A 25,504-nucleotide genomic window follows, 5' to 3' on the forward strand; every position below is an offset into this window, starting at 1 on the left:
AGAGGCGCCCAGACCCTAAGAAAACGGACTGGTTCGAGTGGCGAGAACAGCCGCGCCTGAAAAAGCTTATGGAAGCGAGGCCCGGCGACGGCGACTGCCAGATGGCGCCTCCGATCCTGGTCACTTTTGTCGGTTATAGAACGCACTACCCCTTTGGTGGTGCGGGTCATCTGGGGCTTTGGCGTTCAAAGGTGACAGTGCAGAGGACGATCGCGGCCGAGCGGCTGGGACCGAGATTTTGCTACGACCGCTAACCACCCATAGCTGACGTCCAATCCGCCGGTTCCGCGCGATCGGTTGGTAGCGGTGAAGGCCGTCGCGAAGGAAAGGCGGGCAGGCAAGCATGAGCTGCCGCCCTAAGCCCCGCACGCCTCGAAGAACGCCTTCACGCGGCGGCGCTCGTCGGCCTTGGCGGCGATGCTGTGGCGCTGGCCGGCGTTAACGATTGCCAGATCGCCCGTGCGGCGAAAATTGCCTAGTGCGGGGTCGCGCGTGGTCGCCGAGGCCATCAGGATGGTCCCGGTTCCGCCGCTTTCGGCGCGCTTGGCGGCCAGGTGCGACGTCCGGTCGCGGCTGGCCAGCCCTATGGTTCCGCCTTCCAGCCCGCTGGCCGAAACCTCGACCGGCCCGCCCGGCGCGGGGCAGACCAGCATCAGCAGCACCTCGTCGCTGGAGGGACGGCCGTAGGCCAGTTTCGGGCCTTCGCCGGGCTCGTTGAGATAGGCCCAGGCGTAGGCGGGATTTGCCGCCTGCTCGTGCGCGCAGCCGGCCAGCCCGAGGGCGGCGAGCAGTGCGGCGGCGACGAGGCGGGAAGACATGGCGGCGGATCTCCTTCGTCAGGAGAACGCCTCGCCGCCTAGGCGGTTTCTGCCGGTCTGCCTCCGCCCACCCTGGAGGCGGCGGAGGAAAGCCGATTGTACGCCGTCGCCCGGACCTGTCCGGAACGGCCCCTAGATCATCAGAACGGCGAGAACTTCTCGACCAGGGACTGGCCGGCCGGGGTCTTCTGCACGCGGCTGATGTCGCCGCGGCCGCCGTAGTTGATGCGGGCTTCGGCGATCTGGGTGTGCTTGATCGTGTTGGCCGAGGAAATGTCTTCCGGACGAACGATGCCGGCCACGGTCAGCTGGCGCAGTTCGTTGTTGGTCTTCACTTCCTGGGTGCCCTGGATGACCATGTTGCCGTTGGGCATGACCTGGGCGACGATCGCGGCGACCGTCAGGTTGATCTTTTCCGAGCGGCTGACGCTGCCGGCGCCGGCGTTGGAGAAGGCCGAGTTGGTGCCCACGGCGTTGGCCGGGTCGAAACCGCCCGGCAGAACCTTGCCCAGGCTCGATTCCAGGCCGAAGAAGTTGCTGACCCCGGCATTGCCCGTCGAGGTGCGCGAGGACTTGCTGGTGTTGGAGGTGCTGACGCTGTCGTCGATCTCGATCAGCACGGTGACGATGTCGCCGACGCGGCTGGCGCGCTGGTCATTGAAGAAGGCGCGGGCGCCGACGCGCCACAGCGAGTTGGCCGAGGCGGCCTGCGGGGCCGGTTCGCGGGCCGAGACGTAGGTCGGGGCCATCGGGGCCAGCGAGGCGGGGTAGCCCACGGGGGCCAGTTCGGGACCCTTCACCGCTTCGGTGACGGTCGAGCAGGCGGCGATCGGGGCGAGCAGGGCGAGGGCGACGAAGGCGGCGGGGCGCATGGATGTCTCTTGCTCTCTTAGCGGGCGGCGTAGCGCACGGAATTGGAACGGGCCTTGAGGGCTTGCGCCTCGGGGCCGACGGCGGCCGAACCGGGGCCGGTGGCCACCGCTTCGATGATCTTCTTGCTGGCGGTGTTCTGCACGCTGACGGCTTCTCCGACGGCGGCGGCGCTCATGGCCTTGCCTTGCAAGGTGAGGGCCACGCCGGCGTAGTCGTAGGTGACTGCGACAACATCGCCCTTGGCGATGACCTGGGCGGCGGCGACGTCGCGCATCGAGGCGGCGGAACCCTCGCGCAGCGGGCGCTTGGTGGTCATGCCGATCATGGCGTCGGCGTCGGCCGGGGCGTCGAAGGGCGCGGAGGCGACCTTGATCCACACCAGGTCCTGCGGCTGCACGGTCTCGCCGGCGGCCAGGCTGCGGGCGTAGGCAAGAACCTCCACGTTGCCGCGCGGCGCGGCGGCCGAAGCGCCGGCCAGCTGGCCGCCGCCCTCAGCGCCCTGGCGCACGATCACGCGGCGCAGGCCCTGCGGGTTGGCCCACTCGAGGCCGGCGCGGCGGGCGGTCATCTGCAGCTGGGCGGCGTCGAGCACGACGCTGGGGCCGACACGGCGGGCGATGACGACCGAACCGGCCGAGCCGGCGCCGTCGAAGAGTTCGCCCAGCGTGATGACGCCGTCGGCGTCGGTGGTGTCCTGGCGCAGGCTGACGGGCTGGCCGGCGAAGGCGGCCGGGGCGGCGATCAGCAGGGCGGCGGCGGCGAGAAGCAGGGTTTTCATGAGCTTACGACCGCAGGTTCGAGGTGGCCTGGAGCATCTGGTCGGCCGTGGTGATGACCTTGGAGTTCATCTCGTAGGCGCGCTGGGCGACGATCAGCGAGGTGATTTCGCTGACGGCGTCGACGTTCGAGGCTTCGGTGTAGTTCTGCAGCAGGGTGCCGAAGCCGGGCTGGCCGGGGGCGGCGATGTTGGCCGCGCCGGACGCGCCGGTCTCCAGATAGAGGTTGTCGCCGATGGCCTCGAGGCCGCCTTCGTTCATGAAGTTGGCCAGTTCGATCTGGCCCACGGTCTGGGCGTCGGTCTGGCCGTCGAGGTTGACCTGCACCAGGCCGGTCTTGCCGATGGTGATGCCGGTGGCGTTCTCGGGAATGGTGATGCCCGGCTGGACCAGGTAGCCGTCCTCGGTGACGATCTGGCCCTGGTCGTTGGTCGAGAAGTTGCCGGCGCGGGTGTAGGCGGTCTCGCCCGAGGGCAGCAGGATCTGCAGGTAGCCCTTGCCCTGGATGGCCACGTCCAGCGGGTTGTTGGTCATGGTGGGCGTGCCCTGCTCGGTGATGCGGTACACCGAGCCGGCCTTGACGCCGCCGCCGACCTGAACGCCGGTCGGGACCACGTTGCCGTCGCTGGACGACTGGGCGCCGGCGCGCTCGATCGTCTGGTACAGCAGGTCCTGGAATTCGGCCCGCTGGCGCTTGAAGCCAACGGTGTTCATGTTGGCGATGTTGTTCGAGATGACTTCGACGTTCAGCTGTTGGGCCGACATGCCGGTCGCGGCGGTGCGCAGAGCTTGCATTGTTCGTTATCCCTTACTGGACCTTGCCCATGCGCTCGACGGCGGAGCGCGAGAGTTCGGCGGTCTGGTCCATCATCTTGGCGATGCTCTCGTAGGCGCGGCTGACCTCGATGAGCTTGGTGATCTGCTGGATGGGCTGGACGTTCGACCCCTCCAGCATGCCTTGGTGGATGATCGCGTCGGTGGCGGACTGCGGGGTCTCGTTGCCGACGTTGCGATAGAGGTTGTCCCCGTCCTTGCGCAGCGAGGCGAGGTCGGAGAAGCGGGCGACGCCGATCTTGCCCACCCGCACCTGGCCCTGGGTGACGATGCCGTCACGGCCGATGCTGACGGGGCCCAGTTCCGGGTCGATGGTGATCTGGCCGCCGCCGTCGTCCAGCACCGGAGCGCCTTCCTGGGTGGTCAGGACGCCTTCGGGGTTGGTGGTGAAGCGGCCGTCACGGGTGTAGCGCTCGCCTTCGCCGGTCGAGACCTTGAAAAAGCCCTGGTTCTCGATGGCCAGGTCGAAGGTCCCGCCCGTCTGGTTCAGGGCGCCGGGCGTGAAGTCGCGGACCACGCCGTCGTCCAGCACGAACTTGATCGGCGCCGGGCCGCCCGCGGTGCGCGCGGGCTTGGCCGGTTCGGTGCGGACCATCAGGTCCTCGACCTTGAAGCCGGTGGTGTTCGCGTTGGCGATGTTGTTCGCGACGATGTCCAGCTCACGACGGAGCGTCATCTGCCGCGAAAGGCCCACATACAGCGCGTTGTCCATGACGATTAACTCGCAGTTTGGCGCGACAAATGCGCCGCAACCCTGCAAGCAAGCCGCGTGCCAACTCGAAAATCGCAATGAAATCAGCGGGGAGGGTGGTTAACGGCGACGCTTTTGCGGACTCCGCCGGGCAGATTCGACCTGCGACCAAATGGCCTTCAAAAGAGATCGTTAACCATGCTCGCGCATGAGTACGGGTCATAGATTTCAAGGAACTCTCGCGTGGCCAAGAAACCCCCAAAGGAAGCTCCCGCCCCCGAAGGCGAAGAGGGCGCCGTCGAGGGTGAAGCTCCCGCCAAGAAGAAGCCGCCGATCATCCTGATCGCGGCGGCCGCCGGCGTGCTCGTTCTGGGCGGCGGCGGGGCCGCGGCCTTCTTCATGCTCAAGCCCAAGCCGGCCGCCGAGGGCGAAGCCGGCCACGGCGAGGAGAAGAAGGAAAAGAAAAAGGAAAAGAAGAAGGAAGAGGGCGGCGAGGGCGCCAAGACCGCCGAGGGCGGCGCCGGTGCGCCGGTCATCAAGGAAGGCCCCGACGGCGTGGTGTTCTACACCCTGCCCGACATCGTCGTGAACATGCAGTCGGCCGACGGCAAGTCGACCTTCCTGAAGCTGAAGCTGACCTTCGAGCTGCCCGACGAGGAGACGGCCGACGCGCTGACGCCGAACCTGCCGCGCCTGACCGACATGTTCCAGACCTTCCTGCGCGAACTGCGTCCCGAGGACCTCGCCGGCAGCCAGGGCAGCTATCAGCTGCGCGCCGAGCTGCTGCGTCGTGTTAATCTGGTGGCCGCCCCTTCGAAAGTGAACGCCGTCCTGATCGAGGAGATGCTGATCAACTAGCCTTCGGGCCGGCTGAGGCGAACCATCATGGCAGACGAGATCGACGATCAGGCCGCGATGGCCCAATGGGCGGCGGAGAACCCCCCGGGGACCTTCGACGCCTCGGGCGGCGGCGAGCTGAACAACAGCTTCGGCGACTTCAGCGGCGGCATGGCCGGCATGGCCGGCTGGGACGACGGCGGCGGCGACGGCATGGGATCCGAGCGGATCCTGAACCAGGACGAGATCGACAGCCTGCTGGGCTTCGACCTGTCGGGCGACGGCGGCGACGACCGCACCGGCATCCGCGCCATCATCAACTCGGCCCTCGTCAGCTACGAGCGCCTGCCGATGCTGGAAATCGTCTTCGACCGCCTGGTGCGGTTGATGACGACCAGCTTGCGCAACTTCACCTCCGACAACGTCGAGGTCAGCCTCGACAACATCAGCTCTATCCGTTTCGGCGACTATCTGAACTCGATCCCGCTGCCGGCCATACTGGCGGTGTTCCGGGCCGAGGAGCTGGACAACTACGGCCTGCTGACGGTCGACTCCAACCTGATCTACTCGATCGTCGACGTGCTGCTGGGCGGCCGCCGCGGCACCGCGGCCATGCGCATCGAGGGCCGTCCCTACACCACCATCGAACGGGTGCTGGTGCAGCGGATGGTCGAGGTGGTGCTGAACGACGCCAAGGCCGCCTTCGAGCCGCTGCATCCGGTGTCGTTCACCCTGGACCGCCTGGAGACCAACCCGCGCTTCGCCGCTATCGCCCGCCCGGCCAACGCCGCGATCCTGGTCAAGCTGCGCATCGACATGGAAGACCGCGGCGGCCGCATCGAGCTGCTGCTGCCCTACGCGACGCTGGAACCCATCCGGAAGATGCTGCTGCAGCAGTTCATGGGTGAGAAGTTCGGCCGCGACAACATCTGGGAAGGCCACTTGGCCACCGAACTCTGGACCACCCAGATGGAGGTGCGCGCCGTGCTCGACGAGCAGCAGCTGCCGCTTTCCAAGGTGCTGAACCTGCAGGTCGGCGACACGTTGATGCTGAACGCCACGCCCGACAGCCTGGTGGAGTTGCGGGCGGGGTCGATTCCGCTTACCCGCGGCCGGATGGGCCGCCGTAACCATTCCATCGCCATTCGGGCCGACGCCCCGCTGACGCCCGCGGCGAAGAAGGCGGTTCAGAAGCTGAAATGAGCCTGATCTCGGTCGCCCTGCAGGTTCTTCTGGCGGTGCTGCTGATGGTGGCGCTCGTCTTCGGCTGGCGCCTGGAGCGCAAGCTGAAGGCGCTGCGCGACGCCCAGAGCGGCTTCGCCAAGGCCGTGGCCGACCTGGACAACGCCGCCCAGCGCGCCGAACAGGGCCTGGCGGACCTGCGCGCAGCGACCGACGAAGCCTCCGAATACCTGGCCGACCGCATCGAGAAGGCCAAGGCCCTGGCCTTGCAGCTGGACGAGCGCATGACCCGCGCCGCCGCCGCGCCCCGCATCGAGACCCGTGCCGAGCCCGCTCCGCGTCCGGCTCGCGAGCCGCGTGATTTCGCCGCGCCGCCGGCCCCCGAGGCCGCCCCGGCCGGCGGCCGCCGCCTGAACGCGCAGGACTTCGAGGCCATGCTGGAGCGCGAGGCCCGCGCCCGCGGCCCGGGCCCTGCGACCTCGCGTCCCGCGACGCCTGCCCAATCTTCCCCTATTTCGTCCGCCACGCCCGCGCGTGAAACGCCCCGTTCACGGGCGCGGGTGGATGATGACCTGTTCGATGGCCCCGACCCCGCGTCGCGGCCCGGATCGCCATTCAGAGACCGTCGATGAAGAACGTTCCTCGCATCCTGCCGATCGTCGGCGTCGCCGTGGTCGGCGTCCTGGCGGTCAACGCCATGGCCGGCGCCAAGTCGGTTCCCGACCTGCTGAGCGGCGCCAAGGCCTTTGCCGAGGGCGCCAAGCCCGACAAGAAGGCTGAGGCCGCCTCGGCCGAGGGCGCGGCGAGCGACGCGGCCGCCAAGGCGCCGGGCGCTGCGCCGCCGCGCATCTGCGCGCCGTCGGCCACGGACCTGGCCAAGGAAGCCGGCCTGTCGCCGGCCGAACTGCGCGTGCTGCAGAGCCTGGGCGCGCGTCGCGGCCAGCTGGACCAGCGCGAGCAGGACATCGACGTCCAGCTGCAGCTGCTGGCCGCCGCCGAGGCCAAGCTCGACGCCAAGATGAAGACCCTCAACGGCATGAAGGGCGAGATCCAGGGCCTGCTAGGCCAGGCGGATTCTCAGAAGGCCGCCGAGGTCGACCGCATGGTCACCGTATTCTCCGCCATGAAGCCCAAGGATGCGGCCGTGCGCCTGACGGTGCTGGACGACGCCGTGCGCCTGCCGATCGCGGCCAAGATGAAGGAACGCACCCTGGCGATGATCCTGGCCAACATGGCGCCGGGCGACGCCAAGGTGCTGACCGAGCGCCTGGCCAGCCGCTTCTCGGGCGACGCCATCGCCAAGGGCAAGGCCGCCGTGGCCGAGAACGCCGCTGCTCCGGCGGCCGCTGGCGGCCAGCAGGCCGCGGCCCCGCCGCTGGCCGGCGCCGCCGCGCCGAAGAAGGCCGGCTAGGGGAAGGCTGAGGGGGCTCATGAACCTTAGGGGGGCGTTGAAGGCGAGCGTCGCGGCGATCTGCATCGCCGGCGTCGTCGCGCCCACCGTGCTGGCCGCCGCTCCCGCGGCCGCTCAGGCCGCCCAGGGCGATCTGGTCGTCCGCGTGGCCCAGGCCCCGGACTTCTCGCGCCTGGAATTCCGCTGGAGCGGCCGCGTTCCGGTGATGAAGATGCGTCGCGAGGGCCAGCAGGCGATCCTGCGTTTCGGCCGCGACGCCAATCCCAATCTGGCCAGCCTTCGCATCGCCCCGCCGCGCTGGGTGAAGACCGTCGAGGCCCGCCACGTCGGCGGCGCGCTGGAACTCGTCCTGACCCCGACCGACGACGCCGACCTGCGGGTGGGGCGCGCCGACGGGATCGACTTCGTCAACGTCTTCGCCAAGCCGCCGCAGGCCGGAGCGCCCGCCGCGCCGACCCCGGCGCCGGTTCCGCGCGATCCACGCCGGCCCAATCCCGCGCCCGCCAGCGGCGTGGTGGCCGTTAGCCTGAACAAGGCCGAGGGCCAGACCCAGTTCGTCACCACCTGGGCCGCGCCGGCGGCGGCGGCCGTGTTCAAGCGCGGCGAGGCGGTGTGGGTGGTGTTCGACGCGCCCGTGCGCCTCGACATCGGCCGCCTGCCGCAGACCGGCCCCAACCACACCAAGGTCCAGGCCTTCCGGGGCGCGGACTATTCGGCCCTGCGCATCGTCGCCAAGCCCGGCGTGCCGGTCTATGCCGAAGGGCAGGGGAACAACTGGACCGTCGCCCTGGGGGCTGGCCTGCAGCGCGAGCCCGATCCGGTGAAGGTGGCCCGCGACGAGACCGCCACGCCCGCCAGCCTGTCGGCCAACCTGGCCGGGGCCGCGCGCCCGGTATGGGTCAGCGACCCGGCCGTCGGCGATCGCATCGGCGTCGTGCCGGCCCTGGCGCCGTCAAAGGGCCTGGCCTCGCGCCGTGAATATGTCGAGATGGCCCTGCTGCCGTCGGCGCAAGGCCTGGCGGTCGAGGCCTTCGCCGGCGACGTGCAGATCCTGACCGAAGGCGACATCGTCCGCATCGGCCGGCCCAAGGGGCTGGTGCTGTCGCCGGCAGGGGCCGGCGGGGGCGCGGCCGAGGTGGTGACCGGCGCGCCGCAGCCGGCGGCCATGCCCGCCGTCATCGACCTGGAACACTGGCCCAAGACCGGCTCGGGCGGCTTCCTGGCCCGCTACAACGCCTTGCAGGCGGCCGTCGCCGCCGTCGATCCGGCCGACCGCCAGGGCGACATCGCCGCCCGCATGGCCCTGGCCCGCTTCCTGGTCGGCTCGAACCTGTCGTTCGAAGCCATCGGCGTGCTCAACGCCGCGGCCCGCAAGCAGCAGGCCCTGCTGGGCGACGCCGAGTTCCGCGGCCTGCGCGGCGCGGCCAAGGCCATGGCCGGCCGCTGGGCCGAGGCCGAGGCCGACTTCTCCTCGCCGGTGCTGTCCGACGATCCGTCCAGCGCCCTGTGGCGCGGTTATGTCGCCTACAAGCAGGGCCAGTGGGTGGACGCCCGCAACAAGTTCGCCAGCGGCGCCCAGGCCATGAACCTGTTCCCGGCCGTCTGGCAGGCCCGCTTCCTGGGCGCCCAGGCCGAGTCCGCGGCCGCCACCGGCGACGGAATCGGAGCGGAACGATTGGTAAACCAGGCGCTGAAGCTGCCCAAGCTGCCGGTCGTCGACCAGCTGGACCTGCGCCTGACCCTGGCCAAGGCGTTCGAGCTGCAGGGGCGCAAGGACAAGGCGCTGAAGATGTTCCAGGCGATCGGCAAGGCGCCGAACGACCGCATCGCTACGCCCGCCGCGCTGCACGCCACCCAGATCCGCCTGGAGAAGAACCAGATTTCGCCCGCCGAGGCCGCCAGGACCCTGGACCAGCTGCGCTTCCGCTGGCGCGGCGACGGCGTCGAGCTGGAGGTCGTGCGGGCGCTGGGCAAGCTCTATATCGACCAGGGCCGCTATCGCGAGGCGCTGGAGGTGCTGCGTTCGGCCGGCAAGGTCCTGCCCGACCTGCCGCAGGCCGTGGCCTTGCAGAACGACCTCTATGGCGCCTTCCGCACCCTGTTCCTCGACGGCCTGGCCGATGGCATGCAGCCGATCCAGGCCGTGGGCCTGTTCTACGACTACCAGGACCTGACCCCGATCGGCGCCGACGGCGACCAGATGGTTCGCAACCTCGTGCGCCGGCTGGTCGACGTGGACCTGCTGGACGAGGCCGCCAAGCTGCTGAAGTATCAGGTCGACAACCGCCTGAACGGCGTGCCCAAGGCCCAGGTGGCCACGGACCTCGCCTGGATCTACCTGATGGACCGCAAGCCCGAGGACGCCCTGGCGGCGATCAACGGCACACGCACCACCATCCTGCCGCCGGCCCTCAACGCCGAACGGCGCCTGGCCACCGCACGCTCGCTGATGACCCTGGGCCGCTACGATGACGCGCTGGAAGTGATCGAGGGCGACAAGGGCAAGGACGCCCAGGATATCCGCGGCGACATCGCCTGGAAGCAGCGCAACTGGGCGATGGCGGGCAAGCTGTACGAGGCCGCCCTGGGCGACCGCTTCAAGAACACCGCCGGCCTGACGCCCTCGGACGAGGCCAAGCTGATGCGCGCGGCCGTGTCCTATAGCCTGTCGGACGACGACGCGTCGCTGGGCCGTCTGCGCGGCCGCTACACCACCCTGATCGGCACGGCCCGCAATCCCGAAGGCCTGCGCGTGGCCCTGGCCGGCGTGGACGGCGTCGCCTCCAGCAGCGACTTTGGCCGTGTGACCGCCGAGAACGAGGTGTTCAACGGCTGGGTGGCGAAGATGAAGGACCGCTTCCGCGCGGCCGCGACGCCGAAGGTCTGATCAGGGTTTCCTTCTCCCCCTGCGGAAGAAGGTGTCGGCGAAAGCCGGCGGATGAGGGGTCTCTCAGATCGTGACCACGTCACCCGGCCTGGGCCTCGGTCGCAGCTGGCCGGCTTATCGACCCCTCACCCGACCTCCTTCGGAGGCCACCCTTTCCCGCAAGGGGAGAGGGATCAGACGGTCTCGATCGCCAGCGCCGCGCCTTGCCCCACCCCGATGCACAGCGTCGCCAGCGCCCGCTTGCCGCCCGTAGCCTCCAGCTGGCGCAGCGCCGTCAGCGCCAGCCGCGTTCCCGAGGCGCCGAGCGGGTGGCCAAGCGCGATGGCCCCGCCGTTGGGGTTCACATGCCCGCCGTCGTCGGGCAGGCCCAGTTGCCGCAGCACCGCCAGGCCCTGGGCGGCGAAGGCCTCGTTCAGTTCGACCACATCGAAGTCTCCGACCGTAAGGCCGGTGCGGGCCAGCAGGCGCTGGGTGGCGGGCACGGGACCGATGCCCATGACGCGCGGAGCGACGCCGGCCGTGGCGTAGCCGAGCACGCGGGCGCGCGGCGTCAGGCCGTGGCGCTTCACGGCGTCTTCCGAGGCCAGGATGATGGCGGCGGCGCCGTCGTTGACGCCCGAGGCGTTGCCGGCGGTGACCGTGCCGTCCGGGCGAACGATGGGCTTCAGCTTGGCCAGGGCTTCCAGCGTGGTCTCGCGCGGGTGCTCGTCGCGATCGAGGATCGTGGGGCCGGCCTTGCCGGGGATCTCGACCGGCGTGATCTCGCCATCGAAGAAGCCGGCCTTGATGGCGGCGGCCGCGCGCTGCTGGCTGCGCAGGGCGAAGGCGTCCTGGTCGGCGCGCGAGACGCCATGGTCGCTGGCGACGTTCTCGGCGGTCTCGGGCATGGAATCCACGCCATAGGCCGCGCGCATCGCCGGATTGACGAAGCGCCAGCCGATGGTGGTGTCGAAGATCTCGGCGTTGCGGGAAAAGGCGCTGTCGGCCTTGCCCATGACGAAGGGCGCGCGGCTCATGCTCTCGACCCCGCCGGCGACCACGAGGTCGGCCTGGCCCGAGAGAATGGCGCGAGCGGCGTAGCCGACGGCCTCCAGCCCCGAGGCGCACAGGCGGTTGACGGTGACGCCCGGGATCGTCTCGGGCAGGCCCGCCAGCAGAAGGGCCATGCGGGCGACGTTGCGGTTGTCCTCGCCGGCCTGGTTGGCGCTGCCGTAGACCACTTCGTCGACCGTGCTCCAGTCGAGGCCTGGATTGCGCGCTGCCAGGGCCTTCAGCGGGATGGCGGCCAGGTCGTCGGCGCGCACCCTGGCCAGGCCGCCCCCATAGCGGCCGAACGGGGTGCGGATGGCGTCGCAGATGTAGGCGGCCTTTGGGGCGGTCGTCATGGGCGGTTTCCGGGGCGGTTTCCGGGGCGGTTTCCGGACTGCATTCAAACGAACGTTTGCGATAAGCGCAATGCGCTTGCGATAGGCGGGGAGGCGTCTAGGCTGGCGGCATGAGCCCCACCATCCAGCCCTTCCTGATGTTCCAGGACGGCGTCGGTCCCGACGCGCTGGACTTCTACGTCTCGGTCTTTCCAGAAAGCGTGGTCGAGGAGGTCGAGCTCTATGGTCCGGCCGGTCCTGGGCCGCAGGGCACGATCAAGACCGCGCGCTTCACGATCGGCGGGCAGAGCGTGATGTGCAGCGACAGCTTCGTGAAGCATGCCTTCGCCTTCACGCCCTCGTTCTCGTTCTTCGTCACCTGCGCTTCGGCGGCGCAGGTCGATCGGCTGGCCGCCGTGCTGGGCGAAGGCGGCGGAGTGCTGATGCCGCCGGGAAACTACGGCTTCAGCCCCTGGTTCGCCTGGGTGTCGGACCGGTTCGGCGTCTCGTGGCAACTGAACGTCGCGGGCGATTGACGTTAGTTTCGAATTAGGACTATGTCGGGCGCGCGCCGCTTGGGCGCGTGGAGACCGGCGGCCGTGCCCAGCTACAGCGAACTGATGGACGCCCTGCGGATCGACGGCGAGGCCGTGGTGGCGACCGTCGGCGACGACTGGAAGCAGGGCCGCACCACCTATGGCGGGCTGTCGGCGGCGCTGTGCCTGGAGGCGGCCGCCCGTCGCCTGCCCGCGGCCCCGCCGCTGCGCTCGGCCCAGTTCGCCTTCGTGGGTCCGGCGGCAGGCGAGCTGTCGGCCAAGGTGGAGGTTCTGCGCCAGGGCAAGTCGGCGCTGTTCGCCAGTGTCGACCTGACCGGCGAGGGAGGGCTGGCCACGCGGGGCGTGCTGACCTTCGGCGCCGAGCGGGCTTCCAAGCTTTCGCACCTCGACCTGCCGGCCCCCGAGACGCCCGCGCCGGAGGCCTGCGAGCTGTTCATCCCCGAAGGAGCGGGGCCGGCCTTCGCCCGCCAGTTCGAGTTCCGCTACGTGGCCGGCGGTCGCCCCTTGAGCGGCGGGCCGCCCGATTTCCTGGTCTGGATCCGTCACCGCGATCCGGCCGCCCGGTCGCTGGCGGCCATGGTCGCCCTGGCCGACGCCCTGCCGCCGCCGGCGCTGTCGGTGTTCGACCAGTTCGCGCCGATCTCGACCATGACCTGGTCGATGGACGTGCTGGGCGCGGCGCCGGAAGACGACGGCTGGCGGCTGATGAGCAGCCGGGCCGAGACGATCCGCGAGGGCTATTCGGCCCAGGCGATGACGCTGTGGAGCCGGGACGGGACGCCGCTGATCGCCGCCCGCCAGACCGTGGCCGTGTTCCTCTAGCCATTGCCTCGCCCGGTCGACTACGGTTAAGGAGAACGCCCATTGGCGAACCTGCTTCGCCGGGCCGGCTTAGCTCAGTTGGTAGAGCAGCGGTTTTGTAAACCGAAGGTCACGGGTTCGAATCCTGTAGCCGGCACCAGCGCGCCCCAAGGGGCCGCGCCTTTCTTCTGCTCCCGGCGATCGTTGAACGACTCGCGCGCCCTGGCGTTGCCCAAGCCTGGTATAGGTTTGAAGGAGGCGACCGGCATGGCGCAGAGTTTCGAAGACGCCCTCGAGCAGGTGCTGGCCTGGCTGGAGGCCCCGCCGCCGGAGGGCGGCGCCGACGACGCCCGCTTCCAGGCCGCGATCGAGCGCGTGCTGGCCGAGCCAGGCTTTCCCGAAGTCGACGCCGCGCAGCAGGCGGCGGTGGAGCACATCGTCCAGCTCGACGACGACCTGCGGCGGCGCCTGGAAGCCCTGTCCCGCCGCCGAGCCAATCCCTTCGGCGAGCATCCCGACGGCATCGGGCCGACCCTGGGCATGGACCTGGGCGGCGGCGGTCGCGACTAGGAGTGCGACGGCAGGGGTGAAAGGCGGGTCCTAGCCAGCCTTCGCCTTGCGGGCCCTGGCCAGTTCCTCGCGGCCGCGGGCGAAGTCGGCCTGGGACTGTGGGTCGGCCTTGAGGCGCGAAACCAGGGCCGCGCCGACCAGCCGGCCGGTCTCGACGTCGCTGGGATAGTGCAGGCCGCAGACGACCCGGCTTTCCCCATAGGCGACGCCGCGCGCCAACAGGGCGTCGGCGCGACCGGGCGCCATCTCGGCAAGGACCAGCGCCCAGGCCCAGCCGAGCGCCGCGTGGCCGGAAGGGTAGGAGCCGCTGGCGGCCAGGGCGGGGGCGGGCTCGATGCAGGTGACCAAGGGCTCGGCGACGAAGGGCCGGGGGCGCGAAAAGCGCTTCTTGGCCGGGGTCTGGATCGTCTCCAGGTCGCCGAGCATCGACGCATGTCGCTCCAGTGATAGGCGATGGTCGAGGTCGACACGCCCGCCGCCTGGCAGACCGAGCGGTTGGTGACCGCAGGCAGGCCGCCAGCAAGGATCTGGTCGGCGGCGACGTCGAGCAGCTTCAGCCGGATCGCGCCGTTGGGGCCGTCGCCGACCGGGGCCTGCGGGATGGTCATCCGGGCCACATAGGCCTCGGTGGTGGTGGCCGGGGCGTCCTCCAGGCCGAAGGCGCGGTCGACCAGCCCGCCCAGCTCTGAAGCGCTCGTGGAACGCCTTGTCCTGCTCCAGGGCGGCGGTCAGGCCCGCGCGCGAGCCGAACAGGTTGACGATGACGGTGGTGCTCTTGCCCAGCGCCTGGGCGAGGTCGCGAAGGGTCAGGCCCCGCAGGCCGACCTCGGCGACGATGGCGGCGGCGGCGGACGATCCGGCCGCGAGGCGGTGCGCGGACCGGCCGTGAAGTTTTGATGAAATCAGCGGTTCAGCGCTGAGGCGTCCCGCCGCGCCGTCGTTGAGGGCGTCAGGGGGCATGGATCGGACGAGGGCGTCCGGCTCCCCGCCGTCGCAACAAACGACCTGCGGAGATCACAAGTGATCGAACTGAACAACACCGGCCGCCGCGCGCGCCACACCGCCTGGCTGATGAGCAGCTGCGCGGCCATCGGCCTGTTCGCCGCGTCGGGCGCCGTCGCCCAGACCGCGCCAGCCCAACCCACTTCGGCTGTGGCCGAACAGGACGCGGTCGAGGAAATCGTCGTCACCGGCAGCTATCGCCGCAGCCTCGAGGAGGCCGTCGACATCAAGCGCAACACCGTCGGCTTCTCGGACTCGATCGTCGCCACCGACGTGGCCAACTTCCCCGAGCAGAACCTGGCCGAGGCGCTGCAGCGCATCCCCGGCGTGACCATCGAGCGCAACAAGGGCCTGGGCGGCCGGGTCAGCGTTCGCGGCCTGCCCAGCGAGTTCACCTTCGTCACCATCAACAACCTGGCCACGGCCTCGGGCAGCGGCGGCCGCGACGTCGAGTTCGACATCTTCGCCTCGGAAGTGATCCAGCAGGTCACCGTACAGAAGTCGCCCCGCGCCTCGGACGAGGAAGGCGGCATCGCCGGCGCCGTGACCATCTCGACGGCCCGTCCGTTCGACTACAGCGGCCGCAAGCTGGTGGCCTCGGCCGAGGGCGCCTACAACTCGATCTCCGAGAAGAGCGACCCGAAGGTCTCGTTCCTGGCCAGCGATACCTGGGGCGACTTCGGCGCGCTGGTGTCGTTCTCGACCGCCCGCCGCACCAACCGCACCGACTCCAACTCGGGCATCAACTTCCGCCCGATGTTCCGCTTCCTCGAAGCGGGCGGCACACGCGCCTCGCAGGCCGCCGCCGTGCTGGCGCGCGACGCCGGCGTCATCGTCAAGAGCAACACCAACCGCGACGAGACCGGCCGCATCATCTTCCAGGACAAGGTTGGCGACCGCGCCTACCTGAACACCCAGGACCAGTGGGGCGGCACGCTGTCGCTGCAGTACAAGCCCTCGGCCAATTTCGACGTGGCCTTCGACGCGATGGTCGGCGGCTTCGACGGCACTGAGGACGAGTATGACGCGGCGGCCTATTCGGCCTCCAGCCGCAGCACGCTCGAGACTATCCACAGCTACGACAAGGACACCCTGTCGAAGTACGGCATGGTCGTACTGCGCGACGTCTCCTACACCGCGACCCAGCACGAGATGCTGAGCAAGGAGCGGATCAGCGAGACCGACTACGCCCAGTTCGGGACCGAGTTCAACTGGCGCGGCGACGACTGGAAGCTGCACGGCCTGGCCGGCTATTCGGGCGCCAAGAAGACCATCGACTTCTCGAACCTGAAGCACGTGGCCTACGCCCCGTCGCGCACCCGCTGGACCGCCAACGGCGGCGAGACGATCAAGAGCGCCAACCCGGCCTCGATCGACATGTACAACTCGCCCAGCAGGTACCTGTTCGAGGCCTATGAGACGACCCTCGAAAAGATCAAGGACGACAAGTACGCGGCGCAGCTGGACTTCACCAAGGACTTCGCCTTCGACGCCTTCCCGGCGCTGAAGTCGATCCAGGTCGGCGCCCGCTACACCGACAAGTCCAAGGAGCGCCAGTACGGCGCCCTGAACATCCAGGGGCCGAGCAAGGGCAGCACCGCCTGGCTCAACACCCGCACCCTGGCCGACAGCCAGCTGACCCCGATCGACCAGCTGGTGCCGGGCGGCGCCTACAGCATCCGCGACATCACCTGGAGCCAGATCTCCAACGCGTACGCCCGTCGCACCTTCCGCTACGACGGCTTCACCACGCCGTTCACGCCGGGCGACTTCTATGAAGTGTCCGAGACGGTCACCAGCCTTTACGCCATGGCCGACTTCGGCTTCGACGTCGGTCCGGTGCCGGTCGCGATCAACGGCGGCGCGCGCTACGTCGACACCTCGGTCACCTCGTCGGGCTACCATCAGGTGCAGACCCCGACCGGCGGCACGACCTACACCCCCGAGCCGGTGTCGAGCGAGGGCGGCTACGACAAGATCCTGCCCAGCGTGAACTTCACCGCCGAGCTGACCGACACCATCGTGCTGCGCGCCGCGGCGTCGGAGACCCTGATGCGCCCGGCCCTGACCGACCTGGCCTACAAGCGCACGGCCAGCTGGAACTCGTTCCGCTTCACCGACGGCAACCCGAACCTGAAGCCGACCTTCGCCAAGCAATGGGAAGTGGGTGTCGAGAAGTACCTGCCGGAAGGCGGCCTGCTGGCGGCCTCGTATTTCAGCAAGGAGATCGAGGGCGTCGTCCGCCAGGCCCTGACGGGCACGGTCAAGAACGTCACCAAGTACAACGCCAACGGCTCGATCGACGGCGTCTACGACTTCGACGTCTATCAACCGATCAACGCCGACGGCTCCTACAAGGTCAGCGGCGTGGAACTGGTGGCCATCGTGCCGTTCGGCCTGTTCTACGAGCCGCTGAAGGGCTTCGGGATCAACGCCAACTACACGATCCTCGACAGCTCGCTGACGGGCCAGTCGATCATCGGCGTGCCGACCCCGCCGGTGGGCCTGGCCGACAAGGCCTACAACTTCACCCTGTTCTACGAGAACGACGCCTTCCAGGCCCGCGTCTCGTATAACTACAAGGACAAGTACGTCGAAGGCATCGGCTACGAAATGTACCCGATCTGGCGCGAGGGTTACGGCCAGACCGACATTTCGGTCAGCTACAACCTCAACGAACGCGTCCAGCTGAGCCTGGAAGGCATCAACGTCACCGACGAGGCCACCCGGGGCTACACCATGGACCCGTCGTTCCCGACCATGGACGAGCGCTCGGGTCGCCGCTTCGCCCTCGGCCTGCGGATGAACTTCTGATCCACGGCAAGACTGCGGGGCGGTCGGCTGGCGCCGGCCGTCCCGTTCCTTCGGCCGGCCGCGGCGCGTCGTGAAAAAGTGTCACACTTTTTGGCGATGGCTGCGGCTCATCAAGGCGAAGAGGACACTTCGTGCCAGGTCCGAGAGCATGGACGGCGTCCACATCTCCTGCCCAGGACGTGCTGACGGTCGCCGAGGGCGGCTACGCGGACGCCCCCTTCGCCGGAGGGGGCGTCTTCGCGCGTCCGGGTCGCGGGAGGCCGCCCGTGCGGACTGACGCCGTCGCCGCGGCGCTGCGGCGCGACCTGATCGCCTATCTGCAGCGCCGAGACCGGGCCGGCGAGGTCGAGGACGTGGTTCAGGAGGCTTTCGCGCGCTTCCATCGCGCCGGCCACGACCTGGCCGCGCCGGACGCCCGGCCGCTTCTGTTCGTCATCGCCCGCAACCTGCAGCTCGACGGCTGGAAGTCGGCGGGGCGCGAGCGGGCGCGGCGCGACGCCGACGACATTCACGACCTGGACGAAGGGCCGCGGGCGATCTCCTGCGAGGCGCCGTCGGCCGACCAGCGGCTGATCGGCCGCCAGGACCTGGCAGCCGCCGCCGCCGTAATCCGGACCCTGCCGGCCAAGACCCGCGACGCCTTCCTGCTGCACCGCTTCGAAGCCAAGACCTACCGGCAGATCGCCGATCGCCAGGGCGTGTCGGTCAGCATGGTCGAAAAGCACATCGCCGAGGCGCTGCGCCAGCTGAAGAGCTCGCGCCATGACTGAGGTGTCGCGCGCCTGGATCGTTGTGGTCTGTGAGACGACCCGCGCCGTCGCGCGAACCGGTCGAGAAACAAGGGATTTCCGCCGCCCATGATCGGCCGCCTGACCGCCATCTTCGCCCCCCGGCCGGCCACGGCCGAGGGCTGGCTGGCCCGCATGGGCCGGCCAGGCGTCGGCGCGCGCGACCAGGCCGCGTTCCTGGACTGGCTGGAGGCCGACGACGACCATCTGCGCCAGTACGAGCAGGCCAAGGCCGACCTGGCGGCGCTGGAAGGCGCGCGCGGGGCCTTCGCCCTTGACATCGCCCGCCTGCGCCGCCGCGAACCGGCGGCCAGCACCGGGCGTCGGATGGTTCTGGCCGGCGGCCTGGCAGCGACGGCGGCGGCCGTGGCGGTGGTCGCCGTGGGACCCTCGTTGCGCCCGGCGCCGGAAGGCCGGCTCTACGAGAGCGCGCCGGGCCGCATCGTCGACGTGGTGCTGGAGGACGGCTCGCGCCTGACGCTGGACGCCGGTTCGGCCGTGCGCGTGGCTTTCGCCGATGACGTTCGCCGCGTGACGCTCGAGCGGGGCGGGGCCTTCTTCGACGTGGCCCACGACACGGCCCATCCGTTCCAGGTGGCCGTGGGCGACCGGCGGGTGATCGTCACCGGCACCCGCTTCGCCACCACCCTGACCGGCGACGGCGCGCAGGTCTCGCTGCTGCAGGGCCGGGTGTCGGTCAGCCGCCGCGACGCCGCCGACAAGGCCGCTCTGGACGGAGCCCTGGCGCTGGCGCCCGGCGAACGCGCGGTCTTCCGCCCTGGCGAGCCTGGCATCGAAAAGGCCTCGGGCGACGTCGAGAGCGCCACCGCCTGGCGCCGTCGCCGGCTGGTGTTCCAGGACGCGCCGCTGTCGGAGGTGGTCGCCGCCGCCTCGCGCTATTCGGATACGCCGCTGGTGGCGGCCGACCCGCGCCTGTCGAGCGTGAGGATCACCGCCGTGCTGCCGCTGGAAGGCGAGGGGACGCTGGCCGATCGCATGACGGCCCTGCTCCCCGTTCGCGCCGAGAGGGTCGACGGCCGGGTGCTGATCCGCGCCGAATAGGGCGCGTATCGCAGAGCTGTCATGAGCGCGCGCTAAGGGGCGGGGATCGTCTCGTCGGGGTCGCCATTCTTGGAATCGCTAGCTGCATCGCTGCCTGCCGGCGCGCGACGCGGCCTGCTCGGCGTCGCGGCCATGGCTCTGGCGCTGGCGGCCGCGCAGCCGGTGCAAGCCCAGACGCCTGCCGCCAGATTCCAGCGCTTCGACATTCCTGCGCAGGAAGCCTCCTCCAGCCTCGTCCAGCTGTGCCTGCAGGCCGACTGCGAGCTGTCGTTCGTGCAGCGCCCTGGCCAGCAGGCAAGGACCCGGGCGGTGCGCGGCGAGATGAGCTGGCGCGAGGCCCTGGTGCGAATGCTGGAGGGCACGGGCCTGCGCCATCGCTTCGTCGGCGCGCGGGGCGTGCGCATCTGGGCCGAGCCGGCGCCGTCGCGACCCGCGCCGGCCGAGCCCTCCGCCCCGTCCGAGGCGGTCGAGGTCGAGGGGGTGGAGGTGATCGGCCGCGCCTCCAGCCAGATCGCCGAAAGCCTGCGCCGCAAGCGCGCCGCCGACGTCATCTCCGACGGCGTCTCGGTGGAGCAGATCGGCGGGCTGCCGGCGGCCAACCTCGCCGAGGCCCTGCAGCGCGTGCCCGGCGTCGCCATCGAGCACGAGGTCGGCGAGGGCCAGTTCGTCAGCGTGCGGGGGCTGGGGCCTCTGTTCCAGTCGGTGACGCTGAACGGCGCGCCTGTGGCCTTCAACGAGAATATCCGCAACTCCACCCAGAGCGGCCGGCAGTTCCGCTTCCGGGCGCTGTCGGTCGACCTGCTGGCCGGCGCGCGCCTGGCCAAGTCGGCCACCGCCGACATGATCGACGGCGGCATCGGGGCCAATATCGACATCGAGACGGCCGGCGGCCTGGACGGCGATCCCTTCGCTTCGGTCCGCGTCGGCGGCGTGGTCGAGGGGCGCACGCGCGGCTTTCGTCCTGATCTGTCTGTGGTCGGACGGATCGTCTCCGAGGATGGGAACCTGGGCCTGGTCGCCGGGGCCTCGCAGGAGGATCGCGCCGTCCGCTACGACCGCTTCCAGATCATGCGCTTTGGCAGGATCCAGGCGGGCGGAACCTCGCTGGTCGCGCCCAACGACCTGCGGACCACGGTGGAGAGCGAGGACCGCCGTCGCCGCAGCGCCTTCGTCGGCGCCGACTGGCGGGTGTCGCCAGGGCTGAGGCTGGACTTCGACGGCCTGGTCTCGACCTTTGACAACGCCATTCGCGAGGATCGGCTGGTCTACAGCCTGGGTCCGCGCCTGACGGGGCAGGGGAGCGAAATCCGGGTCAAGGACGGCGTCGTCGTCGGGGGTCGGGTCGCGGGCGGGCGCATCGACAACAACACCGAGTTCTCCGACCAGTCGCACCTGAACCTCGCCGTCTCGCTGGGGGCGGAACTGAGGACCGATGCCTGGACCCTGACGCCGCGTCTCAGCGTCTCGACCGCCCGCTCGGTGCTCGACACGCCCTTGCTGCGGCTGTCGGCCCAGTCGCCGGAGGGCGCAGCCTACGACTTCGACCTGGAGGGCGCGGTGTCCGACCGCCGGGCCGAGCGACTGACCACCAGCTTCGATCTGCTGGATCCCTCGCGCCTGACCCTGGCCCAGCTGAACCTGCGGGCGGTGGAGTCGCGCGACGACGACGCCACCGCCTTCTTCGGCGCGCGCCGTAAGCTGGATCGCGCCCTAGGGCCGCTGCACCTGTCGGGCCTGAAGCTGGGCGGGCAGTTCAGCGACCGGGGCCGCGACTACCAGCGCCGCGACCGCCGCGCCACGCCGCGCGGGGCGGGCTGGGTCCTGGCCGACCTCTATCGCGGCGCGAGCGCCGACGACGTCTTCGCCGACCTGGTCAGGAACCGCTCCACGCCCTGGATCGTCGCCGACCAGGACCGCCTGCAGGCCGGCTTCTTCCTGCCGGGCGAGCATGACGGCGTCGTCGTCGCGCCGGGCGACCTGACGCCGACCGGCGCGGACCTGCAGAACTCCTATCGCGTGGGCGAGCAGGTGGCGGCGGTCTATGCGCGCCTCGACTTCGACGGTCTTGTCGGCGGCTGGCCGTTCTCGGGCAACGCCGGGCTTCGGCAGGTGCGCACCCGCACCCACGTGGAGGGCGCCAAGCTGGCCTTCGCCCATGGGACGGGCGTGGTGAAGCCTGTGTCGTTCGACGGAAGGCATGACGTGCTGCTGCCCAGCGTCAACCTGGCCTTCGAGACCTCCGGCGACGCGGTGCTGCGCATGGCCGCCTCGCGCACCATCACCCGCCCGTCCCTGGCCGACCTGCGCGCCTCGACCGTTCCGGCCAGCGTTCTGGTCTCGTCGATCTATACGCGCGGCCAGGCGGCCATCGACGATCCCGAGCCCGGCGTGATCTTCAGCGGCGTGGGCGGCAATCCGGACCTGAAGCCCTACGTCTCCGACAATCTGGACCTGTCCTACGAGGTGACCCGCCGGCGCACCGGCTACAGCGTCGCGGTGTTCCACAAGACGATCGGCGACTTCATCCAGATGGTCGAGGCGCCCGAGGTCCTGACCTTCGAGACCCAGGCTGGCCCGCCGATCCAGGCGCAGGTGCTGATGTCACGGCCTCGCAACCTGGGCAGCGCTCGCGTCGACGGGGTGGAGCTTGGCCTGCATCGCCGCCTGACCGACAGCTTCGGCGTCTGGGCCAACCTGACCTGGACCCACAGCCGGGTGGGCGGCGCGCGGCTGACCGGCGTGTCCGACTGGGCCTGGTCGGTCAGTCCCTATCTCGAGCGCGGCCCGCTGGCGGTCAACCTGTCGTGGTCCTGGCGCTCGGCCTTCCGTTCCGAGGCCGACATGCAAGGCGGGGGCGTCAGCGACTTCACGATCGGGGCGGCGGGCTATCTCGACGCCCAGGCCAGCTATGACCTCAGCGAGACCACCCAGGTCGTGATCGCCGGCTCCAACCTGACCAACACCCACGACCTGGCCTATGAGGGATCCAAGGCCCGGCTGTTGCAGATCGGTTCTTCGGGCCGGTGGTTTTCGGTCCGGGTGAACCGCCGCTGGTGAGGCCGCGGCGCCACATCAATGAAGTTATTGTTCGTTTACTGACGATTATTTGGGTAAGGTCCGACTTACTTAGAAAACGATCGACCGGAATGGGCGCGATTTTCGACTGATGAACGCCCGTATATTACTGTTATCGGGGTGCGGAATTCTTCAGTAAATGCAGTGGCTAAGTCGGCCATCATCTTGATGTAACATCGGTCGTCGTGAAAAATTCAAGCAATAGCGCCGGTTTTTTGTGGCCTTCCCGTTACATCGCGGCGTAGGCAGCGCCCCTATAAATACAGGGGATAGACCTATGAACCATCGCCACACCTGGCTTGCTCTGTCGGTGAGCGGCCTTGCGCTGCTGGCCTCGGCGCCGGCCCTGGCCCAGGCCTCCGACGCCACCATCACCGAAGAGATCGTCGTCACCGCCCAGCGTCGCAGCGAGAACATCCGCGACGTTCCGTTCGCGGTCACCGCCCTGGGCGACAAGACCCTGAGCGCCGTCTCCGCCGGCGGCGGCGACGTGCTGTCGCTCTCGGCCCGCGTGCCCAGCCTGCAGATCGAAAGCTCGAACGGCCGCTACGCCCCGCGCTTCTACATCCGCGGCCTCGGCAATGTGGACTTCGACTTCAACGCCTCGCAGCCGGTCTCGGTCGTGCTCGACGACGTGGTTCTGGAGAACGTCTTCCTGAAGGGCTTTCCGCTGTTCGACGTCCAGCAGGTGGAAGTGCTGCGCGGCCCGCAGGGCACGCTGTTCGGCCGCAACACCCCGGCCGGCGTGGTCAAGATCGACAGCGTCAAGCCCAGCGACAGCTTCGGCGGCTTCGGTTCGGCAGCCTACGGCAACCTGGGCGCCGTACGCGCCGAGACCGGCGTGACCATTCCGGTCAGCGACACGCTGTCGGTGCGCGTGGCGGGCCTGTGGAACCATCGCGACGACTGGGTCAACAACGCCTACAACCCCTCCTTCGCCGGCAGCGGCGACGACCTGGGCGGCTTCGACGACGTCGCCGCCCGCGTGCACGTGGCCTTCAAGCCTAACGAGCGCCTGTCGACCCTGCTGACCCTGCAGGCCCGCGACTACATTGGCACGGGCACCTTGAACCGCGCCAACGTGCTGACCAAGGGCTCGAACGAGCTGAACAGCAACTTCGACCGCGACACGGTCTATTATGACGGCGGCCGCAACAACCTCCAGAAGCAGCACACCACCTCGCAGAGCCTGCAGGCGGCCTACGACTTCGGCCCGGTCACCCTGACCGGCGTGGTCAGCGCCTATCAGGGCCGCTCGTCGGGCGACGGGGATATCGACGGCGGCGTGGCCTCGGCCGCGGCGGCCGCGCCCTACAAGACGCCGTTCAACTCCGAGACCGGCACGCTTTCGAGCGATCTGGACCAGAAGACCATCGAAGTGCGCCTGGCCTCGAACGGCGACGGCCGCTTCGGCTGGCAGGTCGGCGCGTTCTTCTGGGACGAGCGCTTCAACCTCGTCTCGGGCACCTTCAACGGCACCGGCGGCCTGGCTCCGACCGTGATCGGCGACATCGTGCAGCGCTCGGAATCCTGGTCGGTGTTCGGTCAGGCCAACTACAAGATCACCGACGCCCTGAAGATCACCGGCGGCCTGCGCTACACCGAAGACAGCCGCGACTTCTCGGGCGACCGGATCATCCCGGTCGGCAGCACCAGCACGGCCCGCCCGCTGTTCGACGTGCGTCGTTCGGTCGGCGACGAGCAGGTCAGCTGGGACCTGAGCGCCCTCTATGAGGTCAATGGCGACCTGAACGTCTTCGCCCGCGTCGCCAAGGGCTATCGCGGCCCCTCGCTCCAGGGCCGCATCACCTCGTCGGACATCATCACGGCCGCCAATTCGGAAACCGTGATGTCGTACGAGGCCGGCCTGAAGTCGCGTCTGTGGGAAGGGCGTGCGCGCCTGAACGCCACCGCCTATTACTACGAGGTCTCCGACCCGCAGTTCACGGCCATCGGCGGCGAGGGCAACTTCAACCAGCTGATCAACGCCGACAAGGGCGTAGGCTACGGCTTCGAGCTGGACGGCGACGTCTATCTGGGCGCCGGCTTCAGCCTGGCCGGCGGGTTCGCCTACAATCACACCGAGATCAAGGACAAGGACCTGCTGGTCGCCTTCTGCGGCGCCAACTGCACCGTGACCGATCCGATCGTGACCGTGGGTACGACGCGCCGCGCCAACATCGACGGCAACCCGTTCCCGCAGGCCCCGAAGTACACAGCCAACATCACGCTGAACTACGTGCATGGCCTGAGCAACGGGACCGAGCTGTTCGCCTCGACGGACTGGGTCCTGCAGAAGGACTTCAACCTGTTCCTCTACGAGTCGGTCGAGTTCATGCAGGACACCAGCTTCGAAGGCGGCGCCCGCGCTGGCTGGCGTCACCCGGCCAAGGGCCTGGAAGCGGCGGTCTACGTCCGCAACCTGACCGACGAAGCCAATGTCATCGGCGCGATCGACTTCAACAACCTGACCGCCTTCGTCAATGAACCGCGCACCTACGGGGTGCAGGTGACGAAGCGATTCTAAGACCAATGGTCCCGGCGGCGCTCGAAAGGGCGCCGCCGGAGATCCGGGATTCGTCCCGATCTGTGATTTCCGGCGCGTCGTGAGCGCCGAAGCGGCGTCGTTTCGACGGCCGATTCCCGCCAAAGCCGGCGGATGACAGGATCTTCCATTCTCTCTTCGGCCGTTTCGCCGATCGCTGCCTGTCGGCAGGCGAGGGGAGGGGCCTTCCTCGGGCCATGCGCGGCGGGGTTTTCGGGCGGTCCGCGAAGAAAATCGTCAAAGCGCGTTTCAGTGCGCTTGACTCAAAAAGGGCTCCCGCATAAACACCGCCCTCCCGACGCGGCCCGCCGCTTCGGGGGCTCATTCGAAGCTTTCTTCTCTTTCCGAGGCGCTGAAGTCCTTTCGGCGCCACGGAGTGGTTCGGCCTCCTTCCGAGGCGGAGCGGTTCGGAAAAGAAAGTTGAAAATAGAGTTTGACAAAATGAGGCGCTGGTTTAAATAGCCGCCTCCGCCGACACCGGGCGCAAAACGGTGGGGCCGCTCCCAGGTTACGGAGGCGGCTCGGGGCTTCGGCTCTGGTCTTTGACATTGTTGATTTGGAAAGAGAAACGCAGGCGGCGGCGCTCTGGCGGTTACCCTTCGAGGTAACCTTAGACG

General features: G+C 69.3%; 21 protein-coding genes and 1 tRNA gene. 15 read left to right on the plus strand and 7 right to left on the minus strand.

Annotated elements, in window-relative coordinates; translation table 11 throughout:
• Nucleotides 1-356 precede the first annotated feature (356 nt).
• The 5 genes from DDF67_RS00920 to flgF all read right to left on the minus strand — a co-directional run bounded on the left by DDF67_RS00920 (nt 357) and on the right by flgF (nt 4,013).
• Nucleotides 357-818 carry a hypothetical protein gene (locus DDF67_RS00920; protein WP_109099097.1) on the minus strand — a complete coding sequence of 154 codons (462 nt, stop codon included), beginning with the start codon at nt 816-818 and terminating at the stop codon, nt 357-359.
• A 140-nt stretch (nt 819-958) separates the two neighbouring features.
• Nucleotides 959-1,690: a flagellar basal body L-ring protein FlgH gene (gene flgH / locus DDF67_RS00925; protein WP_058349203.1), complete on the minus strand. Its 732-nt coding sequence runs from the start codon at nt 1,688-1,690 to the stop codon at nt 959-961.
• 17 nt (nt 1,691-1,707) lie between these two features.
• Complete coding sequence (gene flgA / locus DDF67_RS00930) at nt 1,708-2,469, minus strand: flagellar basal body P-ring formation chaperone FlgA (RefSeq protein WP_109099098.1); 762 nt, start codon at nt 2,467-2,469, stop codon at nt 1,708-1,710.
• A 4-nt stretch (nt 2,470-2,473) separates the two neighbouring features.
• A complete protein-coding gene (gene flgG / locus DDF67_RS00935) occupies nt 2,474-3,262 on the minus strand; it encodes a flagellar basal-body rod protein FlgG (RefSeq protein ID WP_101712695.1) in 789 nt (262 codons plus the stop codon).
• Between the two features lie 13 nt (nt 3,263-3,275).
• A complete protein-coding gene (gene flgF, locus DDF67_RS00940; protein WP_109099099.1) occupies nt 3,276-4,013 on the minus strand; it encodes a flagellar basal-body rod protein FlgF in 738 nt (245 codons plus the stop codon).
• Between the two features lie 222 nt (nt 4,014-4,235).
• Here flgF and fliL point away from each other — a divergent pair, with 222 nt between their 5' ends.
• The 5 genes from fliL to DDF67_RS00965 are packed head-to-tail and all read left to right on the plus strand — an operon-like array spanning nt 4,236 to nt 10,309.
• The gene (gene fliL, locus DDF67_RS00945; protein WP_109099100.1) at nt 4,236-4,850 is read left to right on the plus strand and encodes a flagellar basal body-associated protein FliL; all 615 of its coding nucleotides are present in this window, start codon (nt 4,236-4,238) and stop codon (nt 4,848-4,850) included.
• A 27-nt stretch (nt 4,851-4,877) separates the two neighbouring features.
• Nucleotides 4,878-6,032 carry a flagellar motor switch protein FliM gene (gene fliM / locus DDF67_RS00950; protein ID WP_058349208.1) on the plus strand — a complete coding sequence of 385 codons (1,155 nt, stop codon included), beginning with the start codon at nt 4,878-4,880 and terminating at the stop codon, nt 6,030-6,032.
• Nucleotides 6,029-6,643 carry a DUF6468 domain-containing protein gene (locus tag DDF67_RS00955; RefSeq protein WP_109099101.1) on the plus strand — a complete coding sequence of 205 codons (615 nt, stop codon included), beginning with the start codon at nt 6,029-6,031 and terminating at the stop codon, nt 6,641-6,643. The genes fliM and DDF67_RS00955 overlap by 4 nt, the downstream gene beginning before the upstream one ends.
• Complete coding sequence (locus DDF67_RS00960; RefSeq protein ID WP_109099102.1) at nt 6,640-7,422, plus strand: MotE family protein; 783 nt, start codon at nt 6,640-6,642, stop codon at nt 7,420-7,422. The genes DDF67_RS00955 and DDF67_RS00960 overlap by 4 nt, the downstream gene beginning before the upstream one ends.
• A gap of 19 nt (nt 7,423-7,441) precedes the next feature.
• Nucleotides 7,442-10,309: a tetratricopeptide repeat protein gene (locus DDF67_RS00965; RefSeq protein ID WP_109099103.1), complete on the plus strand. Its 2,868-nt coding sequence runs from the start codon at nt 7,442-7,444 to the stop codon at nt 10,307-10,309.
• A gap of 173 nt (nt 10,310-10,482) precedes the next feature.
• On the opposite strand, the gene pcaF is transcribed toward DDF67_RS00965, so the two are convergent.
• Nucleotides 10,483-11,694: a 3-oxoadipyl-CoA thiolase gene (pcaF, locus tag DDF67_RS00970; protein WP_109099104.1), complete on the minus strand. Its 1,212-nt coding sequence runs from the start codon at nt 11,692-11,694 to the stop codon at nt 10,483-10,485.
• Between the two features lie 110 nt (nt 11,695-11,804).
• Between pcaF and DDF67_RS00975 the strand changes: the two genes are divergently transcribed.
• The 4 genes from DDF67_RS00975 (at nt 11,805) to DDF67_RS00990 (ending at nt 13,601) form a co-directional block, all read left to right on the plus strand.
• Nucleotides 11,805-12,209 carry a VOC family protein gene (locus DDF67_RS00975; RefSeq protein ID WP_109099105.1) on the plus strand — a complete coding sequence of 135 codons (405 nt, stop codon included), beginning with the start codon at nt 11,805-11,807 and terminating at the stop codon, nt 12,207-12,209.
• A 63-nt stretch (nt 12,210-12,272) separates the two neighbouring features.
• Complete coding sequence (locus DDF67_RS00980; protein ID WP_332888308.1) at nt 12,273-13,052, plus strand: acyl-CoA thioesterase; 780 nt, start codon at nt 12,273-12,275, stop codon at nt 13,050-13,052.
• Nucleotides 13,053-13,115: 63 nt separating this feature from the next.
• Nucleotides 13,116-13,191, plus strand: a tRNA-Thr gene (locus tag DDF67_RS00985).
• A gap of 107 nt (nt 13,192-13,298) precedes the next feature.
• A complete protein-coding gene (locus DDF67_RS00990; RefSeq protein ID WP_109099106.1) occupies nt 13,299-13,601 on the plus strand; it encodes a hypothetical protein in 303 nt (100 codons plus the stop codon).
• A 30-nt stretch (nt 13,602-13,631) separates the two neighbouring features.
• On the opposite strand, the gene DDF67_RS00995 is transcribed toward DDF67_RS00990, so the two are convergent.
• The gene (locus DDF67_RS00995) at nt 13,632-14,027 is read right to left on the minus strand and encodes an acid phosphatase (protein WP_109099107.1); all 396 of its coding nucleotides are present in this window, start codon (nt 14,025-14,027) and stop codon (nt 13,632-13,634) included.
• Between the two features lie 270 nt (nt 14,028-14,297).
• Here DDF67_RS00995 and DDF67_RS25870 point away from each other — a divergent pair, with 270 nt between their 5' ends.
• The 6 genes from DDF67_RS25870 to DDF67_RS01025 all read left to right on the plus strand — a co-directional run bounded on the left by DDF67_RS25870 (nt 14,298) and on the right by DDF67_RS01025 (nt 24,869).
• A complete protein-coding gene (locus DDF67_RS25870) occupies nt 14,298-14,498 on the plus strand; it encodes a hypothetical protein (protein ID WP_233247492.1) in 201 nt (66 codons plus the stop codon).
• A gap of 123 nt (nt 14,499-14,621) precedes the next feature.
• Complete coding sequence (locus DDF67_RS01005) at nt 14,622-17,417, plus strand: TonB-dependent receptor (protein ID WP_233247493.1); 2,796 nt, start codon at nt 14,622-14,624, stop codon at nt 17,415-17,417.
• 266 nt (nt 17,418-17,683) lie between these two features.
• Entirely contained in the window at nt 17,684-18,187 is a 504-nt protein-coding gene (locus tag DDF67_RS01010) for an RNA polymerase sigma factor (protein ID WP_109099114.1), read from the plus strand.
• An 87-nt stretch (nt 18,188-18,274) separates the two neighbouring features.
• Complete coding sequence (locus tag DDF67_RS01015; protein ID WP_109099108.1) at nt 18,275-19,267, plus strand: FecR family protein; 993 nt, start codon at nt 18,275-18,277, stop codon at nt 19,265-19,267.
• 69 nt (nt 19,268-19,336) lie between these two features.
• Nucleotides 19,337-22,324, plus strand: coding sequence for a TonB-dependent receptor (locus DDF67_RS01020; RefSeq protein ID WP_233247494.1), 2,988 nt, complete (start codon nt 19,337-19,339; stop codon nt 22,322-22,324).
• A 295-nt stretch (nt 22,325-22,619) separates the two neighbouring features.
• On the plus strand, nt 22,620-24,869 hold the full coding sequence (locus DDF67_RS01025) for a TonB-dependent receptor (RefSeq protein ID WP_109099110.1): 2,250 nt from the start codon (nt 22,620-22,622) through the stop codon (nt 24,867-24,869).
• The last annotated feature ends 635 nt before the right edge of the window (nt 24,870-25,504 follow it).

The organism is Caulobacter endophyticus (genome assembly GCF_003116815.1).
GTDB classification, from domain to species: domain Bacteria; phylum Pseudomonadota; class Alphaproteobacteria; order Caulobacterales; family Caulobacteraceae; genus Caulobacter; species Caulobacter endophyticus.

Excerpts from the sequence above, each read along its gene's own strand:
- DDF67_RS00920 (WP_109099097.1), bottom strand. The coding sequence starts at position 818 with ATGTCTTCCCGCCTCGTCGCCGCCGCACTGCTCGCCGCCCTCGGGCTG.
- flgH (WP_058349203.1), bottom strand. The coding sequence starts at position 1,690 with ATGCGCCCCGCCGCCTTCGTCGCCCTCGCCCTGCTCGCCCCGATCGCC.
- flgA (WP_109099098.1), bottom strand. The coding sequence starts at position 2,469 with ATGAAAACCCTGCTTCTCGCCGCCGCCGCCCTGCTGATCGCCGCCCCG.
- flgG (WP_101712695.1), bottom strand. The coding sequence starts at position 3,262 with ATGCAAGCTCTGCGCACCGCCGCGACCGGCATGTCGGCCCAACAGCTG.
- flgF (WP_109099099.1), bottom strand. The coding sequence starts at position 4,013 with ATGGACAACGCGCTGTATGTGGGCCTTTCGCGGCAGATGACGCTCCGT.
- fliM (WP_058349208.1), top strand. The coding sequence starts at position 4,878 with ATGGCAGACGAGATCGACGATCAGGCCGCGATGGCCCAATGGGCGGCG.
- DDF67_RS00955 (WP_109099101.1), top strand. The coding sequence starts at position 6,029 with ATGAGCCTGATCTCGGTCGCCCTGCAGGTTCTTCTGGCGGTGCTGCTG.
- DDF67_RS00960 (WP_109099102.1), top strand. The coding sequence starts at position 6,640 with ATGAAGAACGTTCCTCGCATCCTGCCGATCGTCGGCGTCGCCGTGGTC.
- DDF67_RS00965 (WP_109099103.1), top strand. The coding sequence starts at position 7,442 with ATGAACCTTAGGGGGGCGTTGAAGGCGAGCGTCGCGGCGATCTGCATC.
- pcaF (WP_109099104.1), bottom strand. The coding sequence starts at position 11,694 with ATGACGACCGCCCCAAAGGCCGCCTACATCTGCGACGCCATCCGCACC.
- DDF67_RS00975 (WP_109099105.1), top strand. The coding sequence starts at position 11,805 with ATGAGCCCCACCATCCAGCCCTTCCTGATGTTCCAGGACGGCGTCGGT.
- DDF67_RS00990 (WP_109099106.1), top strand. The coding sequence starts at position 13,299 with ATGGCGCAGAGTTTCGAAGACGCCCTCGAGCAGGTGCTGGCCTGGCTG.
- DDF67_RS00995 (WP_109099107.1), bottom strand. The coding sequence starts at position 14,027 with ATGCTCGGCGACCTGGAGACGATCCAGACCCCGGCCAAGAAGCGCTTT.
- DDF67_RS01015 (WP_109099108.1), top strand. The coding sequence starts at position 18,275 with ATGATCGGCCGCCTGACCGCCATCTTCGCCCCCCGGCCGGCCACGGCC.
- DDF67_RS01025 (WP_109099110.1), top strand. The coding sequence starts at position 22,620 with ATGAACCATCGCCACACCTGGCTTGCTCTGTCGGTGAGCGGCCTTGCG.